This window comes from Salegentibacter sp. BDJ18, from assembly GCF_017579965.1.
In the GTDB taxonomy this organism is placed as follows: Bacteria; Bacteroidota; Bacteroidia; order Flavobacteriales; family Flavobacteriaceae; genus Salegentibacter.
Genome location: NZ_JAFLQX010000020.1, coordinates 16,515 through 32,152 on the forward strand (window position 1 = coordinate 16,515; position 15,638 = coordinate 32,152).

The following is a 15,638-nucleotide window of genomic DNA, read 5'->3' on the forward strand; positions in this document are numbered from 1 at the left end:
TCCTGAACAAAAGTAACTGATATGAATAACGTTGAAATCACTGACGCTGTTCTTGTGCGTGAATACATGCAAGGAAATGAAATCGCCCTAAGCAAACTTATAAACAGGCACCAACACCGAATTTATAGTTTTATTTTCTCTAAAGTTTTTGACAGGGATGTTGCTGAAGATATTTTTCAGGACACTTTCATCAAAGTCATTAATACCCTTAAACGTGGAAAATATAATGAAGAAGGTAAGTTTCTTCCCTGGGTAATGCGAATTGCGCATAACCTGGTTATTGACCATTTTAGAAGAAATAAACGTATGCCTAAATTTGATAATAGTGGCGACTTTAATATTTTTTCGGTTTTAAGTGATTCTGAATTGAATATTGAAACTCAAATTATTAAAGACCAGATTGAAAATGATGTAAAGGAGCTCATTAAAGAATTGCCTGAAGACCAATTAGAGGTTCTTACTATGAGAATTTACAAGGATATGAGTTTTAAAGAAATTTCTGAGCGTACCGGTGTGAGTATTAATACAGCTTTGGGAAGAATGCGCTACGCTTTAATCAATCTTAGAAAGATTATTGAAAAACATAATTTGGTTTTAACAAACTAATCTATAATATTCCTCAAAAGATTGCGTTAGAATAAGAAACCAACGCAAAATATTATCTAATGAGGAAACTTTACACTAAAAAACTATCAAAAAAAGATCAGTTTAAGGACTTGAATCCCAAAAAAGAAACGGTAGAGTTTCTTTTAAATTATTCAAAAGCATTAAGAGTGGTGGAAACCCGAGGAATTAAATTCGGTACCATTCTTAATTAGTATTTGACAAAGAGGCTGTCTGAAAATCTCTGTTTTTCGTCAAGCTGTCCCGAAGTTTCGGGTTTCAGCTTCTAACATGTTTTTCACTTTAACATCTTATATCCTGAAATAAATTCAGGATGACGTTATTAAGAGATTTTCAGTCAGCCACTTTATTTTTAAATCTATTTCTTCTTTTTATAATATTCGCTAATCACAGATTTTCTACCAATTTCTTTGGTAATAATATCTTTATCAAGGTTCCAACCTCTTGCCGGGGAAAACTGGCGACCGTACCAAATAATTTGTAAATGAAGTTTATTCCAGAGATCTTTTGGAAATAGGCGTTTTGCGTCTTTTTCGGTTTGAGTTACGTTTTTTCCGTTGCTGAAATTCCAGCGATACATTAAGCGGTGAATATGGGTGTCTACCGGAAATGCAGGAACGTTAAAAGCCTGTGCCATAACCACACTTGCTGTTTTATGGCCAACTGCCGGTAAAGCTTCAAGGGCTTCAAAACTTGCGGGAACCTCGCCATTGTATTTATCCAGTAAAATTTCAGATAAACCGTGAACTCCTTTAGATTTCATAGGCGAAAGACCCACCGGTTTAATAATTTCCCGAATTTCTTCTACTGAAAGTTTTACCATATCCTTTGGGGTATCGGCAATTTCGAAAAGTTTGGGAGTTATCTGGTTTACTTTTACATCGGTACTTTGTGCTGAAAGTAGTACTGCAATCAATAAAGTATAAGGATCTTTATGATCTAACGGAATTGGAATTTCTGGATAAATATCGTTTAAGGTATCAATTACGAACTGTACCTTTTCTTGTTTGGTCATATTGTTTAAATTTACTCGATAAGTGAGATTATAACTTCGACCTTTATGTCGAAATTTTAAAAATTAAATCTAATCCTTTGGTTAGGCCGAAGGATAAATTATTGCAAAAATAAGAATTATGACAACATTAGCTGCGGGCGACAAGGCCCCTGAATTTTCAGTAAAGGATCAGGATGGAAATACAGTAAAATTATCAGATTTTAAAGGTAAAAAGTTGGTATTGTTTTTCTATCCCAAAGCGAGTACTCCGGGTTGCACCGCAGAGGCCTGTAACCTAAGAGATAACTGGGAGCGTTTTCAGGAAAAAGGTTATGCGATTCTGGGCGTGAGTGCCGATACACAGAAAAGACAAAGCAATTTTAAAAATAAATACGAATTTCCTTTTCCATTGTTAGCCGATGAAGACAGGGAAGTTATCCAGGCTTACGGTGTTTGGGGACCAAAGAAATTTATGGGAAAGGAATATGACGGAATTCACCGAACCACCTTTATTATTGATGAAGATGGTAAAATTGAAGAGGTAATTAAAAAGGTAAAAACTAAAGAACATACCGCTCAAATTCTTTTTGAATAAATTGAACCAAATGTCACCTCGGGTGCAGTTGAAATGTTTAAAAACTCTCTGACTGCGCTCAGGCTGACAATTCTTTTTAGAATTAATCTTTTAAAATTGCCTTTTGAATAGTGGCCGTGCTATCGCAATTTTCAATTTGAAGCTCAAGGATTGCTGAATCGACTTTGTTGGTAATTAGGTAAATGTTACAAGGTTCGGTATCGGTATTGCTTCGGCTAAAGTCTACATCGCCATTTTCTAAACTGTGGGAAACCAGGGCGGTATCTAATTTATTAGTCTCAAAATAGCTAAAAGCCTCTTCAGTAAAAATACGCTCTTTAATCCTTATATTCTTTAAAACACGGGCATCGGGAGAATAATCGCAAGAAGTTTTCTTTCCGCTTAAAAAGAAAAGTAAAATCACAATCCCGAAGAACAAGCCCACCGAGAAATATGCAATTCTATGAATAAGTTTCATCTATTTATAAATTTGAGAAAGTAAACCTGATTAGAAATTGATCTAAAAAATGAGCAAATTAATGTCTCTGTAAGAAAGATCAAACCAATCGGCTATAGATTTGTTGGTTAAAATTCCGTGGTAAAAGTACAAACCATTTCTCAAACCTTTATTAAATCTCAAGGTGTTTTCGAGTCCGCCTTCTTCAGCAATATGTAAAAGATATGGCGTAAATATATTACTGATTGAAAGTGAGGAAGTTCTAGCGTACCTGGAAGGGATATTTGGAACACAATAATGCAAAATATTGTGTTTAGTAAAGATTGGTTTATCGTGCGTGGTAATTTCGCTGGTTTCAATACAACCTCCCATATCTATGCTAACATCTATAATTACAGCGCCACGTTTCATACTGGTTACCATATCTTCGGTAATTAGCACCGGAGAACGATTTTTACCGCGAACTGCGCCTATTAGAACATCACAACGCTTTATGGCTTTACTCAAATTTTTAGGTTGAATGGTAGAAGTGTAAAATGTTTGATTAAGATTGGTTTGAATATCTCTTAGCCGGGTAAGCGAACTGTCAAAAACTTTAATACCTGCACCCAGTCCCAAAGCCGAACGGGCGGCAAATTCACCAACTGTACCCGCGCCAAGAATTACTACCTCTACCGGTGGAACTCCACTTATATTTCCAAACATTAAACCATTACCGTTTACATTATTGCTCATAATTTCTGAAGCAATTAATACAGAAGCAGTGCCTGCAATTTCACTTAACGCCCTAACAATGGGATAACTCCCGTCGTCATCCCGAATAAATTCAAAGCCCAAAGCGGTTATTCGTTTAGAAGCTAATTTCTGAAAATATTCTTTGCATTGGGTTTTTAGCTGAAGCGCAGAAATTAAAATAGTTTGCGGATTAATTAAATCCAGTTCTTCTAAAGAAGGTGGTTCTATTTTAAGAATAGTAGGGCAGGAGAAGACTTTACTGGTGTCTTTGGTGATTTCGGCACCGGCGTTAGAATAATCTTTATCGCTAAATCGAGCCCATTTTCCTGCTCCAGATTCTATCATAACCCTATGGCCGTGTGCTGTAATTGCAGCAACAGCATCGGGACTTAAACAAATACGTTTTTCCTGATAAGAGGTTTCTTTAGGAACGCCAATAAATAACTGTCCCTTGTTTTTGTAGATTTCCAGGGTTTCTTCCTGCGGAATTAATTGCTCTTTGGTAAAAGGCGAAACCTGTTTGCCCATAGTTAAATGCTAAAACTTTAGAAAAGGGAAATTACAACTATTTTTAAAAACAGCGGGAATTAAAGTCGGGTATAGTATTCTTCCTGAGGTGGTTCCCAATATTCCTCTTCTTCCTGGAAAGATTTAACTTCCCTGCGATCGGTTTCGGAAATAGGGGAAAAGACAGAAACATCGGTTTCATCAATTTCGCTAAGGTCAATTCCATAAACCCGATCAAAGATTTTGATTCTGATAAGGTAAACCAATGAAAGTATTATGATAAAGAAAGGAGCTAGATAAATAAGTTGATTAGCGTCCATTACAAACTCATCTTGAGGAGCATAAAAATCTTGGTAAAATGTAATAATAATTTGAAAACTATACATTGCAATAGGTATCAAAATTGCATGATACCACCAATGTTTACAAGTAAAAAACCAAATAAGAAGAAGAAGTAGAGGGACAATTTTCCCTAAATAGGTCCAGGCTGCGGTAAGCACATTTTCATAATATTTACTTTCATATGTAAATAAAGAAGTTTCCCAAACGGGACCGCTTGGGAAAATTTCATATAAATAAAATAAATAAGGTGAAAATGCGATTGTAAGCGCAATTATACTACCCAGCAGCAGGAACTTTGATCGTTCTTTTGTCCACTGCTTGTTTTTTAATTTGGTCATTATTAGTATCGTTATCTGTAGTTGAAGTTACAAAAAAACTTGCTCCAAAAATTGCTGCTGCGAAAAGTACTGCTTTAAGTTTCATAATAATATAGTTTAGATTGTTGTTTCGTTTTGTTTACTGAAGCAAACCTATAAAATTATAAAACGCTAAAAATTAATACATTAATCGTACTTTTGCGCCTTTTTTTAAGCAAAAAAATGGCTATTTTTTAGCGGTTTTTAATTTACACTGCTAAAAATTTAATAGCCAAAAATATAAAAATTTTCTGTTTATTATGTTTTTTTGTTTAATACTGTTTACCAAAACACCTTAAAATACTAACACTGGATTTTTTAAGCAATTAGAGTTTCATTAACTTTTCATTAACATAAATTTAACGTTCTTGTATTTTCATCCTGAATTGAAATTTCAATTTTCTGAAAGTTTTCTTCCAGGAAATCCTGTATTTTTTGTGGCCATTCTATTAAAATCCATCCAGGTGAATTTAAATATTCTTCTAAACCTATATCCAGGGCTTCATTGGGGTCTTCAAGTCTGTAAAAATCAAAATGATAAATTGGTTCCTGGGGAGTATGGTACTCATTCACTAATGAGAATGTGGGGCTTGATACTTTGTCTTCACTCCCTAAAGCTTTTACTAAAGCTTTGATAAGGGTGGTTTTTCCGGCACCCATTTCACCATAAAATAACAGAACATTATTTTTAGCGTTCTTTATTATGTATTGTACAGCCTCATCAATTTGGGCTAAATTGTAGGTAACCGGCATATTAAATAATAGATTTTGGGCAATACAAAGATAGGGAATAATTTAATATACCCTATATTCTGCTAGAAATCAGGGATTAATCCCCTATTTTGGCTCCATTACTACAAATGGTATAATCATTTCCTCCAGGGACACACCACCGTGTTGATAGGTGTTTCTGTAGTAGCTTACATAATGATTGTAATTATTAGGATAAGCAAAGAAAAGATCTCCCTTTGCGAAAATAAAAGAACTGCTCATATTAATACTGGGTAGATGTATGCTCTTTGGGTTTGTAGCCGCCAATACATCTTTTTCTTCATAAGTTAGACTTTTACCCGTTTTATACCTAAGGTTTAAACTGGTGTTCTTATCTCCAATTACTTTTGAAGGATTTTTAGCATTAATAGTTCCGTGGTCTGTGGTAAGAATTAATTTAAAACCAAGTTGTCGCGCTTGCTGAATAATATCTAGTAACGGGGAATTCTTAAACCAGCTATAAGTTAAAGATCTATAAGATTTATCGTTAGAAGCCAATTCTTTAATTACCTCCATCTCTGTTTTAGAGTGAGAAAGCATATCTACAAAATTGTAAACTACAACAGTAAGATCATTATCTTTTTGAGTTTTAAAGTTTTCTGCAAGTTTCTTACCTGCTTTTAAACTCGTAATTTTATGATATTCACTTTTAAAGCTTTTGCCCAGTCTTTTTAATTGTTCATTTAAAAACTCAGCTTCGTGGTTATTTTTCCCTCCTTCTTCAGTATCGTTTTTCCAGTATTGCGGGAATAACTTTTCCATTTCACTGGGCATTAAGCCAGAGAACATTGCGTTACGAGCATATTGCGTTGCTGTTGGTAAAATACTGTAATAAGGTTCTTCCTTTTCTTTTTTATAATAATTAGAAATTACCGGTTCTAAAGCTTTCCATTGGTCGTATCTTAAGTTGTCTACCACTACAAGTAAAGTAGGTTGATCTTTGTTAATTTCTGGAACAACTTTTTCTTTAAAAATGGTATGCGACATAATTGGAGCCTCTACACCTTTTTCAAACCATGAAGGATAATTTTTGTCTATAAATTTACAAAACTGTGTATTGGCTTCATTTTTCTGCGATTCCAGAATTTCAAACATTCCGCTGTCTTCCAAACCTTCAAGTTGAAGTTCCCAGTAAATTAGTTTCTGATAAAGTTCTGCCCATTCTTCAAAAGTATTCACCTGGCTTAAATCCATCGCGATCTTCCTGAATTCCTGCTGGTAATTTGAAGTTGTTTTCTCAGAAATAAGTCGGGAGTGATCCAGGTTCTTTTTTATACTAAGCAGAATCTGGTTGGGATTTACCGGTTTTATAAGATAATCGGCTATTTTAGAGCCTATAGCTTCCTCCATAATATATTCTTCCTCACTTTTGGTAATCATTACTATAGGAAGATTTTCTCTTTTCTCCTTTATCTCTGCAAGAGTTTCAAGGCCGGTAAGTCCGGGCATATTTTCATCGAGGAAAACTATATCAAAACTTTCTTCTTCAATTTGTTCTAAAGCTTCAGTTCCACTTTGGCTGGTAACCACTTCATAATCCTTAGATTCCAGAAACAAAATATGCGGTTTCAGTAAATCTATTTCATCATCTACCCAAAGTATTTTTATCTTATTCATATCTTATATTTTTACTCATTTAATGAGATTTTCTTCTTCTATGTATTTGTCGACTTAAGTCTTTTTTCAATTAATTGTTCTTATTAGTTTATTGAAAATTGAGGTTTTTTATAACTTAATAATTGGTTTTTCAACTTCCAAAGTCTATCTATGTATCTTTGTTTTAAATTAATACGTTACAAAGCTTGACTTCAACTAATAAACTCAAAATATTAAACGACCCAATTTACGGATTTATTACCATCCCGAGTGAGCGAATCTTTAGTATTATTGAGCATCCTTACTTTCAGCGTTTACGCAGAATTTCGCAAATGGGAATGTCTTATTTGGTTTATCCCGGTGCGCATCATACCCGTTTTCATCATGCTATTGGCTGTGTGCATTTAATGCAAAAAGCAGTGCAGATACTTCGACATAAAGGAGTTATAATTTCTGAAGCCGAAGAAGAAGCTCTCCAAATTGCCATTTTATTGCACGATATTGGCCACGGCCCGTTCTCTCATGCCATGGAACATAGCATTGTAGAAGGCGTAGATCACGAAAGTATTTCTTTGCTTTTTATGGAAGAAATGAACCGTGACTTTAACCAAAGTTTAACGCTGGCACTTCAAATTTTCCGCGGAACATATAACCGAAGATTTTTAAACCAGTTAATTTCAAGTCAGCTGGATATGGATAGGCTTGATTATTTAAAGCGTGATAGTTTTTATACCGGAGCCGCAGAGGGAAACATAAATAGCGAACGTTTAATAACCATGTTAAATGTGGTAAATGACGATTTGGTGATTGAAGAAAAAGGAATTTATTCGGTAGAAAAATTTCTTGTTGCCAGAAGGCTAATGTACTGGCAGGTTTATTTGCATAAAACCAGTTTGGTCGCAGAGCAACTTTTAATAAGAGTTTTAAAACGTGCTAAAGAGCTGGTTGAAAAAGGTGAAAAACTTAATGCCAGTAAAGCGCTTTCGTATTTTCTTTATAATAAGATAGGGCCAGAGAATTTTTCTTCGGAAACCTTATCGGTTTTTGCCCGTTTAGACGATTATGATATTATTTCGGCAATGAAAGAATGGCAATATCACAGCGATTTTGTGCTGAGTAATTTATGTAATATGATTATAAACCGGGATCTTCTAAAAGTAAAAATCAAGAAGAAAAAACCATCGGTAGAAAAGCTCGAAAAACGCCGCATAGCACTGCAGGAAAAAGAGAGTATTTCAGCAGAAGAAGCAGATTATTTTGTGTTTAGCGGCGAAGTGACAAATACCGCGTATAAAAGTGAAAATAATAATATTAATATTTTACATAAAAACGGGAAGATTAGCGATGTAGCTAAAGCATCAGACCAATTAAACCTGAAAGCCCTTTCAAAAACTGTGGTTAAGTATTATATATGCTACCCGAAGGCCAAACATTAACGCTTTTTTTTTACTTTTGCCAGAATGAAATTTACAGCAGCACAAATAGCAGAGATTCTCGACGGAAAAATTGAGGGCAATCCTGAGGTCGAAGTATCTGAATTAGCTAAAATTGAAGAAGGCGGGGAAGGTTCCCTTACCTTTTTAAGTAATCCTAAATATACTTCTTATATATATTCTACCCAGGCGTCTATAACCATTGTAAATAGTGATTTTGTAGCCGAAGAACCAATTACAACCACCCTAATAAAAGTAAAAGATGCTTACAAAGCATTCTCTAAATTACTTGAATATTACAACCAGATAAAATTAAACAAGCAAGGAATTGAACAGCCCAGCTTTGTTTCAGATTCAGCTGAGTTTGGAGAAAATCTTTATTTGGGTGCTTTCGCATATATTGGTGACAATGTGAAAATTGGTAAAAACGTAAAAATTTACCCTAATGTTTATATAGGGGATAATGTTAAGATAGCAGATGATGTTATTATCTTTCCCGGTGTAAAAGTCTATTCAGAAACAATTATAGGTAATAATTGTGTGTTACACAGCGGCGTGATAGTTGGAGCAGATGGTTTTGGATTTAGCCCTGGAGAAGATGGGATATATTCAAAAGTTCCTCAAATTGGAAATGTAATTATAGAAGATAATGTAGATATTGGGGCTGGTACTACAATAGACCGGGCCACATTAGGTTCTACTATTATAAGAAAAGGTGTAAAACTGGATAATCAAATTCAAATTGCACATAATGTTGAAATTGGCTCTAACACAGCTATCGCTGCACAAGCCGGAATTGCAGGTTCTACTAAAATTGGTAAAAACTGCCTAATTGGAGGACAGGCCGGGATTGCAGGACATTTGCAAATTGGAGACAGGGTGAAAATTCAGGCGCAATCCGGGATTGGTCGAAATGTGAAAGATGATGAAATGCTACAGGGTTCTCCCGCTTTTGGCTATGGAGATTTTGCCAAATCTTATGTTCATTTTAAAAACTTACCTAAAACCATAGATACACTTAACCAATTAGAAAAAAAGATTAAAAATGGCTTATAAACAGGCGAAACAACATACCATAGATAAAGAGATTTCTCTTCAAGGGGTTGGGCTGCATACCGGGCAGAAAGTAAAAATGACTTTTAAACCTGCTGCAGAAAATACTGGTTATGTTTTTAAAAGAATGGATCTTGAAGGAGAACCCGAGATTGAAGCAGATGTAAGTTATGTTGTAAATACCCAAAGAGGTACCAACCTGGAAAAGAAAGGGGTGAAAATCCAAACATCAGAACACGTGCTTGCCGCTTGTGTAGGTATGGATATAGATAATATTGTAATTGAATTAGATGCATCTGAACCTCCAATAATGGATGGCTCTTCAAAGTTTTTTGTTGAAGCTTTGGAAAAGGCCGGGGTAGTTGCACAGGAAGCAGAGCGTGAAGAATTTGTAGTAGAAGAAGTAATTACATATCACGACGATGAAAGTGGAAGCGAAATAATTGTAATGCCCGCCGATGAATACCAGGTTACCACCATGGTTGATTTTGAAACAAAAGTTTTGGGTACGCAAAACGCTACTATTTCACACCTTTCTGAGTTTAAGAATGAAATTGCAAATGCGCGAACCTTCAGCTTTTTACACGAGCTTGAAGCTTTGTTAGATCACGGATTAATTAAAGGAGGTGATCTAAACAATGCTATTGTTTATGTAGATAAAGAAATAAACGAAGAAACCTTTAAAAAACTTCGCATTGCTTTTAATCGTGATAATATTTCGGTTAAACCAAATGGAATTCTGGATAATTTAACCTTACATTATCCTAATGAAGCTGCAAGACATAAACTTTTAGATGTGGTGGGAGATCTTGCTTTAATAGGAACCAGAATTCGCGGCAAAGTTATTGCCAACAAGCCTGGACATTATGTAAATACCCAGTTTGCCAAAAAACTGGCCAAAATAATTAAAGCCGAAAAGCGCAATAATGTTCCAAAAATAGATTTTGATCAAAAACCATTAATGGATGTTACCGATATCATGGATATATTGCCACATCGCTCTCCATTTCTCCTGGTAGATAAAATTTATAGCTGTACAGATAGCTGTGTGATTGGTTTAAAGAATGTAACCATGAACGAGCCTTTTTTTGTAGGTCATTTTCCGGGGAAACCGGTAATGCCGGGCGTACTTCAGGTAGAAGCTATGGCTCAAACTGGGGGTATTCTTGCTTTAAAATCGGTGCCAGATCCAGAAAATTATCTTACTTATTTTATGAAAATAGATAATGTAAGATTTAAACAACAGGTAGTACCTGGTGATACTTTAATATTTAAATTAGAATTACTTGCGCCTATTCGCCGCGGAATTTGCCAAATGCAGGGCTATGCTTATGTGAATGGAAAATTAGCTACCGAGGCTGTACTAATGGCGCAAATTGTAAAATCAAAATAAAAAATATGAACCAGCCTTTAGCTTACGTACATCCCGGAGCCAAAATTGCTAAAAATGTAGTGATAGAACCTTTTACCACTATTCATAATAATGTGGTAATTGGCGAAGGAACCTGGATAGGATCTAACGTAACTATAATGGAAGGTGCCCGCATTGGAAAGAATTGCAGTATTTTTCCGGGAGCCGTTATTTCTGCTATTCCGCAGGATAAAAAGTTTGACGACGAAGATACCATTACGGTTATTGGAGATAACACAACCATTAGGGAATGTGTAACTATTAACCGTGGTACTACAGACCGAATGAAAACGGTAATAGGGAAAAATTGCTGGATTATGGCTTATTGCCATATTGCCCACGATTGTATTGTAGGAGATAATTGTATTTTCTCTAATAACAGTACCCTTGCCGGCCATATAAATGTTGGAGATTACGTGATTCTTGCGGGAATGGCGGCAATTCAGCAGTTTTGTAGTATTGGGAGGCACGCCTTTGTAACGGGTGGATCTTTGGTTAGAAAAGATGTGCCACCGTTTGTAAAAGCGGGAAGAGAACCGCTTTCTTATGTTGGTATTAATTCTATTGGCTTACGCCGAAGAGGATATACCACCGAAAAAATTCGTGAAATACAGGATATTTATAGAATTTTATATCAGAAAAACTATAACAACTCCCAGGCTGTTGCTATAATTGAAGCTGAAATGCAAGCAACTGCAGAAAGAGACGAAATTTTAGAATTTATTAAAAACTCACAGCGAGGTATCATGAAAGGATACTTTAGCTCTAATTAAAACAAAAGAATGGCTAGTACAAGCGATATTAGAAACGGATTGTGTATTCGTTACAACCACGATATTTATAAGATAACTGAATTTTTACACGTAAAACCTGGAAAAGGTCCTGCTTTTGTAAGAACTAAACTTAAAAGCGTAACCACCGGGAAAGTTATAGAAAACACATTTTCTGCTGGTCATAAAATTGAAGATGTTCGTGTAGAGACCCATAAGTTTCAGTATTTATATAATGATGGTGAATTTTATCATTTTATGAATGTTGAAGATTATACCCAAATTCGTCTTGTAGAGCAAGCTTTAGATCAGCCAAAACTTTTAAAGGAAGGTGAAGTGGTTACAGTTATAATCAATACCGAAGATAACGCTCCTCTTTCAGTAGAAATGCCTGCAAGCGTTGTGTTAGAAGTATCACACACTGAGCCTGGGGTTAAAGGAAATACAGCTACAAACGCTACAAAGCCGGCAACTGTTGAAACCGGTGCTGAAGTAAACGTTCCTTTGTTTATCAATGAAGGCGACAAAATTAAAATTGAAACCGAAAAGGGTACTTACAAAGAAAGAATTAAAGAGTAGTTCTTTCAGAATTATAAGGATTGAAAATTTAAAAGATCGTTATCCTGTCCCTAAGTTTCGGGATATTTCAGGATCTAAGAATAAAAATTATATTAATGTTAGAAGCTGAAATAAGTTCAGCTTGACGTTACAGGATTTTTAATCTTTTTCTATAGTTAACATTAATCAATATGAAATTTCCACAAGAACATACGCTGCAACAAATTGCCACTATTATTGATGCTCAATACATTGGGGATGCCAATTTTCCGGTTTTGGGTATGAATGAAATTCACGTGGTAACACCCGGCGATATTGTTTTTGTAGATCATCCAAAATATTACGATAAAGCTTTAAATTCGGCTGCGACCGTAATTTTAATCAATAAAAAAGTGGATTGTCCTGAAGGTAAAGCTTTGCTTATTTCAGAAGATCCTTTTTCAGATTTTAATAAGCTTACCCAATATTTTAAACCCTTTCAGAAATCTAAAAAATCTATTTCAGATTCAGCTCAAATAGGGGAGGGTACGCATATTCAACCAAATACTTTTATTGGAAATAATGTGAAAATTGGCAGTAATTGCTTAATTCATTCCAACGTAAGTATATATGATAATGCTGTAATTGGGAACAATGTAATTATACATTCCGGTACTGTTTTGGGTGGTGATGCTTTCTATTACAAAACCCGGCCAGAAGGTTTTGATAAATTAAGATCTGGCGGACGTGTGGTTATAGAAGATGATGTAGAAATTGGCTCAAATTGCACTATAGATAAAGGAGTTACGGGAGATACTACGATTAAAGAAGGAACTAAACTGGATAATTTAATTCAGGTTGGTCACGATACCGTAATTGGAAGAAAATGTCTTATTGCCAGCCAGGTAGGAATAGCCGGTGCTGTAACTATTGAAGACGAAGTTACGGTTTGGGGCCAGGTTGGGATGCGCAGCGGGATTACCGTAGAAAAAGGCGGAATTCTTATGGGCCAGGCCGGAATCACAAAATCTACAAAGGCTAATAAAATTTATACAGGAAACCCGGCAATGGAATCCCGGGCAAAATTAAAAGAGTTGGCGCTCTTAAGGCAATTACCTAAATTGCTGGAAAAATTAAAGTAAAAGACTATGGGCTTAAAAAGTAAAGAGATTGTTGAGAATTTTTATACTTCCTTATTTAAGGACGAAAAAGGAACATTAGACAATTATTTACATCCCAATGTAAATCTCACCTGGTATGGTACTACCGGACTTAAAAAGCTGAATTTTGATGAGATTCTTTCCATTAGAAATGATATGTCTAAAAACTACGAATCGCTTAAAGCTGAAGTTGAAAAAACAGTAGAAGAAGATCATCAAATCGCTATTCAGTTTACTTATCACGTAAAAACTATAGAAAATCCCGATGAAGAAATGCCGCTTGCGCATTTTATGGCCATTTGGGAATTAAAAGACAATAAACTTTTTAAAGGGGTACAAATCTCGCAACTTGGAGAAGAGATAGATGAAAGTCCCTGGTCTTAAATTTTAAAGATTCGCATTAATTAAAGATTTTGAGTTGAAACTTTAATTCAATTTTAAGAGTACAAGCCCAATAAACCACCAAAAAACTTTAGGTTTTATATTTAAAAACCTACTTTTGTAATCGCAAAAATCAAAAAATTTATGAGCGTTTTAGTCAATAAAAATTCAAAAATAATAGTTCAGGGATTTACCGGTAGCGAAGGTACTTTTCACGCTGAACAAATGATAGAATACGGAACCAATGTTGTTGGAGGTGTAACTCCCGGTAAAGGAGGTCAAAAACACCTTAATAAACCGGTTTTTAATACAGTTTCTGAGGCTGTTGAAAAAACAGATGCCGATGTTTCAATAATCTTTGTACCACCAGCTTTCGCTGCAGATGCAATTATGGAAGCTGCAGATGCGGGTATTAAAGTAATTATTACAATTACAGAAGGTATTCCTGTTGCCGACATGGTAAAGGCTTACGATTATATTCAGGATAAAGATTGCCGTTTGGTAGGTCCTAACTGTCCGGGTGTAATTACTCCGGGAGAAGCAAAAGTTGGGATTATGCCAGGTTTTGTTTTCAAAAAAGGAAAAGTAGGAATTGTATCTAAATCGGGTACTTTAACTTACGAAGCTGCAGATCAGGTTGTAAAACAAGGTCTTGGAATTACTACCGCTATTGGTATTGGTGGAGATCCAATTATTGGAACCACTACTAAAGAAGCCGTAGAATTATTGATGAACGACGAAGAAACCGAATGCATCGTAATGATTGGTGAAATTGGAGGTCAATTAGAAGCAGATGCGGCTAAGTGGATTAAAGAAAATGGAAACAGAAAACCGGTTGTAGGTTTTATCGCCGGAGAAACTGCACCAGCAGGACGTACAATGGGGCACGCAGGAGCAATTGTAGGTGGAAGCGAAGATACCGCTCAAGCCAAAAAAGCTATTCTAAAGGAAAATGGAATTCACGTTGTTGATTCTCCAGCTGAAATTGGAAAGAAAGTAGCCGAAGTTATGAAAGGATAATTTCTGGCTTAAAACTATATTAAAATCCTCCTTATTTGGCATAATGGCTAAATACAGGAGGATTTTTTATTTCTTGCCTTCAGCTTTTGCTATATTTGAAACTATTAAATAAACACCAATCTTTTTATAAATATGAAATTATTAGAAGGAAAAAATGCTATAATAACCGGTGGTAGTCGCGGAATAGGGAAAGGTATTGCAGAAGTGTTTGCACAACACGGTGCAAATGTAGCTTTTACCTATAATTCTTCGGCCGAATCTGCAAATGCACTAGCCGATGAATTAAGTAAACTTGGAGTAAAAGCTAAAGCTTACCAGTCTAATGCGGCAAGTTTTAAGGAAGCAGAGCAATTGGTAAAGGATGTAGCTGCCGATTTTGGAGATATAGATATAGTGGTTAATAATGCCGGAATCACCAAAGACAACTTGTTAATGCGAATGAGCGAAGAAGATTTTGATAAGGTGATTGAAGTTAACCTGAAATCTATCTTTAATATGACTAAAGCGGTACAACGCACTATGCTGAAACAACGCAAAGGAAGTATTATTAATATGAGTTCGGTAGTTGGAGTTACCGGAAACGCCGGCCAGGCAAATTACGCAGCCTCAAAAGCCGGAATTATAGGTTTTTCTAAATCAATGGCACAGGAACTTGGTTCCAGGAATATTAGAACCAACGTGATTGCTCCAGGATTCATAGAAACCGAAATGACAGAAAAGCTTGATGAAAAAGTTGTGGATGGATGGAGACAGGCTATCCCGTTAAAACGAGGTGGAGCTCCAGAAGATATTGCAAACGCCTGTGTTTTTCTTGGCAGCGACCTTAGTTCTTATATCACCGGCCAGGTACTTCACGTAGACGGCGGAATGCACACCTAGTTAGATAAAAGTGAATAGTTATTAGTTAAAAGATTTAC

Annotated in this window: 19 protein-coding genes; 12 read left to right on the forward strand and 7 right to left on the reverse strand. The window is 35.5% G+C overall.

Translation table 11 applies throughout. The annotated features are described in order from the left end of the window. The first annotated feature begins 21 nt into the window (after window positions 1-21). Window positions 22-606, forward strand: a complete 585-nt coding sequence (locus tag J0871_RS11245) for a sigma-70 family RNA polymerase sigma factor (protein ID WP_075326756.1) — start codon at window positions 22-24, stop codon at window positions 604-606. A 59-nt stretch (window positions 607-665) separates the two neighbouring features. Then, the gene (locus J0871_RS11250; RefSeq protein ID WP_208225319.1) at window positions 666-818 is read left to right on the forward strand and encodes a hypothetical protein; all 153 of its coding nucleotides are present in this window, start codon (window positions 666-668) and stop codon (window positions 816-818) included. A gap of 164 nt (window positions 819-982) precedes the next feature. On the opposite strand, the gene nth is transcribed toward J0871_RS11250, so the two are convergent. Beyond that, window positions 983-1,639 carry an endonuclease III gene (gene nth / locus J0871_RS11255; protein ID WP_208225321.1) on the reverse strand — a complete coding sequence of 219 codons (657 nt, stop codon included), beginning with the start codon at window positions 1,637-1,639 and terminating at the stop codon, window positions 983-985. A 118-nt stretch (window positions 1,640-1,757) separates the two neighbouring features. Between nth and bcp the strand changes: the two genes are divergently transcribed. Next, on the forward strand, window positions 1,758-2,213 hold the full coding sequence (bcp, locus tag J0871_RS11260) for a thioredoxin-dependent thiol peroxidase (protein WP_208225323.1): 456 nt from the start codon (window positions 1,758-1,760) through the stop codon (window positions 2,211-2,213). Between the two features lie 82 nt (window positions 2,214-2,295). On the opposite strand, the gene J0871_RS11265 is transcribed toward bcp, so the two are convergent. From J0871_RS11265 to J0871_RS11290, 6 genes are all read right to left on the reverse strand, one after another. Next, complete coding sequence (locus tag J0871_RS11265) at window positions 2,296-2,670, reverse strand: DUF4258 domain-containing protein (protein WP_208225325.1); 375 nt, start codon at window positions 2,668-2,670, stop codon at window positions 2,296-2,298. A 42-nt stretch (window positions 2,671-2,712) separates the two neighbouring features. Next, window positions 2,713-3,912, reverse strand: a complete 1,200-nt coding sequence (locus J0871_RS11270) for an alanine dehydrogenase (RefSeq protein WP_075326760.1) — start codon at window positions 3,910-3,912, stop codon at window positions 2,713-2,715. Window positions 3,913-3,971: 59 nt separating this feature from the next. Continuing rightward, window positions 3,972-4,571, reverse strand: a complete 600-nt coding sequence (locus J0871_RS11275) for a hypothetical protein (protein ID WP_208225327.1) — start codon at window positions 4,569-4,571, stop codon at window positions 3,972-3,974. Beyond that, complete coding sequence (locus tag J0871_RS11280) at window positions 4,510-4,656, reverse strand: hypothetical protein (RefSeq protein WP_208225329.1); 147 nt, start codon at window positions 4,654-4,656, stop codon at window positions 4,510-4,512. The genes J0871_RS11275 and J0871_RS11280 overlap by 62 nt, the downstream gene beginning before the upstream one ends. 281 nt (window positions 4,657-4,937) lie before the next feature. Further along, on the reverse strand, window positions 4,938-5,342 hold the full coding sequence (tsaE, locus tag J0871_RS11285; RefSeq protein WP_075326762.1) for a tRNA (adenosine(37)-N6)-threonylcarbamoyltransferase complex ATPase subunit type 1 TsaE: 405 nt from the start codon (window positions 5,340-5,342) through the stop codon (window positions 4,938-4,940). A gap of 84 nt (window positions 5,343-5,426) precedes the next feature. After that, entirely contained in the window at window positions 5,427-6,977 is a 1,551-nt protein-coding gene (locus J0871_RS11290) for a bifunctional response regulator/alkaline phosphatase family protein (protein ID WP_208225331.1), read from the reverse strand. A 185-nt stretch (window positions 6,978-7,162) separates the two neighbouring features. Between J0871_RS11290 and J0871_RS11295 the strand changes: the two genes are divergently transcribed. The 9 genes from J0871_RS11295 to fabG all read left to right on the forward strand — a co-directional run bounded on the left by J0871_RS11295 (window position 7,163) and on the right by fabG (window position 15,600). Further along, complete coding sequence (locus J0871_RS11295) at window positions 7,163-8,392, forward strand: HD domain-containing protein (RefSeq protein ID WP_208225332.1); 1,230 nt, start codon at window positions 7,163-7,165, stop codon at window positions 8,390-8,392. Window positions 8,393-8,416: 24 nt separating this feature from the next. Continuing rightward, window positions 8,417-9,445: a UDP-3-O-(3-hydroxymyristoyl)glucosamine N-acyltransferase gene (gene lpxD / locus J0871_RS11300; RefSeq protein ID WP_075326765.1), complete on the forward strand. Its 1,029-nt coding sequence runs from the start codon at window positions 8,417-8,419 to the stop codon at window positions 9,443-9,445. After that, window positions 9,435-10,835: a bifunctional UDP-3-O-[3-hydroxymyristoyl] N-acetylglucosamine deacetylase/3-hydroxyacyl-ACP dehydratase gene (locus J0871_RS11305; protein ID WP_075326766.1), complete on the forward strand. Its 1,401-nt coding sequence runs from the start codon at window positions 9,435-9,437 to the stop codon at window positions 10,833-10,835. The genes lpxD and J0871_RS11305 overlap by 11 nt, the downstream gene beginning before the upstream one ends. 5 nt (window positions 10,836-10,840) lie before the next feature. Next, window positions 10,841-11,626, forward strand: a complete 786-nt coding sequence (gene lpxA, locus J0871_RS11310) for an acyl-ACP--UDP-N-acetylglucosamine O-acyltransferase (protein WP_075326767.1) — start codon at window positions 10,841-10,843, stop codon at window positions 11,624-11,626. Between the two features lie 9 nt (window positions 11,627-11,635). Beyond that, window positions 11,636-12,202 (forward strand): elongation factor P, encoded by a 567-nt coding sequence (efp, locus tag J0871_RS11315; protein ID WP_075326768.1) that lies wholly within the window; start codon window positions 11,636-11,638, stop codon window positions 12,200-12,202. Window positions 12,203-12,372: 170 nt separating this feature from the next. Beyond that, complete coding sequence (locus J0871_RS11320; protein ID WP_208225334.1) at window positions 12,373-13,302, forward strand: UDP-3-O-(3-hydroxymyristoyl)glucosamine N-acyltransferase; 930 nt, start codon at window positions 12,373-12,375, stop codon at window positions 13,300-13,302. A gap of 6 nt (window positions 13,303-13,308) precedes the next feature. Further along, window positions 13,309-13,704 (forward strand): hypothetical protein, encoded by a 396-nt coding sequence (locus tag J0871_RS11325; protein ID WP_075326770.1) that lies wholly within the window; start codon window positions 13,309-13,311, stop codon window positions 13,702-13,704. Between the two features lie 141 nt (window positions 13,705-13,845). Further along, window positions 13,846-14,721 carry a succinate--CoA ligase subunit alpha gene (gene sucD / locus J0871_RS11330; RefSeq protein WP_208225336.1) on the forward strand — a complete coding sequence of 292 codons (876 nt, stop codon included), beginning with the start codon at window positions 13,846-13,848 and terminating at the stop codon, window positions 14,719-14,721. Window positions 14,722-14,853: 132 nt separating this feature from the next. Further along, window positions 14,854-15,600, forward strand: a complete 747-nt coding sequence (fabG, locus tag J0871_RS11335; protein WP_075326772.1) for a 3-oxoacyl-[acyl-carrier-protein] reductase — start codon at window positions 14,854-14,856, stop codon at window positions 15,598-15,600. Window positions 15,601-15,638: the final 38 nt, after the last annotated feature.

What these genes read in the sequence shown, in the direction of transcription:
- lpxD (WP_075326765.1), top strand. Translation starts at nt 8,417, where the DNA reads ATGAAATTTACAGCAGCACAAATAGCAGAGATTCTCGACGGAAAAATT.
- J0871_RS11280 (WP_208225329.1), bottom strand. Translation starts at nt 4,656, where the DNA reads ATGAAACTTAAAGCAGTACTTTTCGCAGCAGCAATTTTTGGAGCAAGT.
- nth (WP_208225321.1), bottom strand. Translation starts at nt 1,639, where the DNA reads ATGACCAAACAAGAAAAGGTACAGTTCGTAATTGATACCTTAAACGAT.
- J0871_RS11290 (WP_208225331.1), bottom strand. Translation starts at nt 6,977, where the DNA reads ATGAATAAGATAAAAATACTTTGGGTAGATGATGAAATAGATTTACTG.
- J0871_RS11325 (WP_075326770.1), top strand. Translation starts at nt 13,309, where the DNA reads ATGGGCTTAAAAAGTAAAGAGATTGTTGAGAATTTTTATACTTCCTTA.
- bcp (WP_208225323.1), top strand. Translation starts at nt 1,758, where the DNA reads ATGACAACATTAGCTGCGGGCGACAAGGCCCCTGAATTTTCAGTAAAG.
- sucD (WP_208225336.1), top strand. Translation starts at nt 13,846, where the DNA reads ATGAGCGTTTTAGTCAATAAAAATTCAAAAATAATAGTTCAGGGATTT.
- J0871_RS11305 (WP_075326766.1), top strand. Translation starts at nt 9,435, where the DNA reads ATGGCTTATAAACAGGCGAAACAACATACCATAGATAAAGAGATTTCT.
- fabG (WP_075326772.1), top strand. Translation starts at nt 14,854, where the DNA reads ATGAAATTATTAGAAGGAAAAAATGCTATAATAACCGGTGGTAGTCGC.
- lpxA (WP_075326767.1), top strand. Translation starts at nt 10,841, where the DNA reads ATGAACCAGCCTTTAGCTTACGTACATCCCGGAGCCAAAATTGCTAAA.
- J0871_RS11245 (WP_075326756.1), top strand. Translation starts at nt 22, where the DNA reads ATGAATAACGTTGAAATCACTGACGCTGTTCTTGTGCGTGAATACATG.
- J0871_RS11275 (WP_208225327.1), bottom strand. Translation starts at nt 4,571, where the DNA reads ATGACCAAATTAAAAAACAAGCAGTGGACAAAAGAACGATCAAAGTTC.
- J0871_RS11250 (WP_208225319.1), top strand. Translation starts at nt 666, where the DNA reads ATGAGGAAACTTTACACTAAAAAACTATCAAAAAAAGATCAGTTTAAG.
- efp (WP_075326768.1), top strand. Translation starts at nt 11,636, where the DNA reads ATGGCTAGTACAAGCGATATTAGAAACGGATTGTGTATTCGTTACAAC.
- J0871_RS11270 (WP_075326760.1), bottom strand. Translation starts at nt 3,912, where the DNA reads ATGGGCAAACAGGTTTCGCCTTTTACCAAAGAGCAATTAATTCCGCAG.
- tsaE (WP_075326762.1), bottom strand. Translation starts at nt 5,342, where the DNA reads ATGCCGGTTACCTACAATTTAGCCCAAATTGATGAGGCTGTACAATAC.
- J0871_RS11265 (WP_208225325.1), bottom strand. Translation starts at nt 2,670, where the DNA reads ATGAAACTTATTCATAGAATTGCATATTTCTCGGTGGGCTTGTTCTTC.
- J0871_RS11320 (WP_208225334.1), top strand. Translation starts at nt 12,373, where the DNA reads ATGAAATTTCCACAAGAACATACGCTGCAACAAATTGCCACTATTATT.